The organism is Treponema endosymbiont of Eucomonympha sp., from assembly GCF_001028545.1.
Genome location: NZ_BBPW01000315.1, coordinates 1 through 771 on the forward strand (window position 1 = coordinate 1; position 771 = coordinate 771).

Genomic DNA, 771 nt, shown 5'->3' on the forward strand with positions numbered 1-771 from the left:
CGACCCGTTTGCCGTAATGTCGACCGACACCGCAACAGACGACGATGCGTACACTTGCACCGTTTTCGGGCTTCCCTTGAACGCATACCCCGCCTTCGCCACCGTTACCGTAACGTCGCCGCTCTTCGTTATGCCGCTCACCTTGAGCTTATAGACGCCGGCCGCCTTCAGCTCGTCTTTCTGAATGCCGGTGCCGCCGTCGTCCGTGAGCGTAATGTCGTCCTTCGAAAGCACCGCGATAGGCTGGTCGAACTTCAGCGTCAGCTCCGTCGTCGGTTCCGTATCCGACCCATCCGCCGTAATGTCGACCGACACCGCGCCAGTCGGCGCGGGGAAATCCGCGCTATGGGGGCAGCCGCCGGCAGCCAGAGCGAACGCCAGCGCGAAGCCCGCCGCCTGGAACGAAGTATTTGTCATAGCAACTCTATGCGCATTCAAAGATATGGACAGTATACGTTTGCCGGCAAAAAAACGCAACAGGGCGCCGAAGCGCGGAACCGGCGCGGGGTTCAAACCTGCCCGTGTTTGAGCGTCAAACCTGCCTATGTTTGAATGTCAAACCTGCTCATGTTTGAATGTCAAACCTGCCCGTGTTGGGACTGCCGAGCGGGCGCTCGTGTGGGCTTACGATAGTCCCCGCTCGTTAGGTAGTGTGGACTGGAAGATAGAGGAATAAACACCTGACATGAATGGCGGCGATGAAGGAAGCGGTGAGCTTTGCGTAGCGCGTAGCAATTCCCCGCCAGCGCTTGAGGGCACGGAAGACATTTT

1 protein-coding gene and 1 pseudogene are annotated in these 771 nt (G+C 58.6%); both read right to left on the reverse strand.

Features of this window, described 5'->3' with window-relative positions:
- Window positions 1-417: hypothetical protein (locus AWU74_RS06790; protein WP_162504975.1), on the reverse strand; the 417-nt coding region annotated here is incomplete at its 3' end.
- 226 nt (window positions 418-643) lie between these two features.
- A pseudogene (locus tag AWU74_RS10705) lies at window positions 644-771 on the reverse strand (IS5/IS1182 family transposase); the annotation flags it as partial.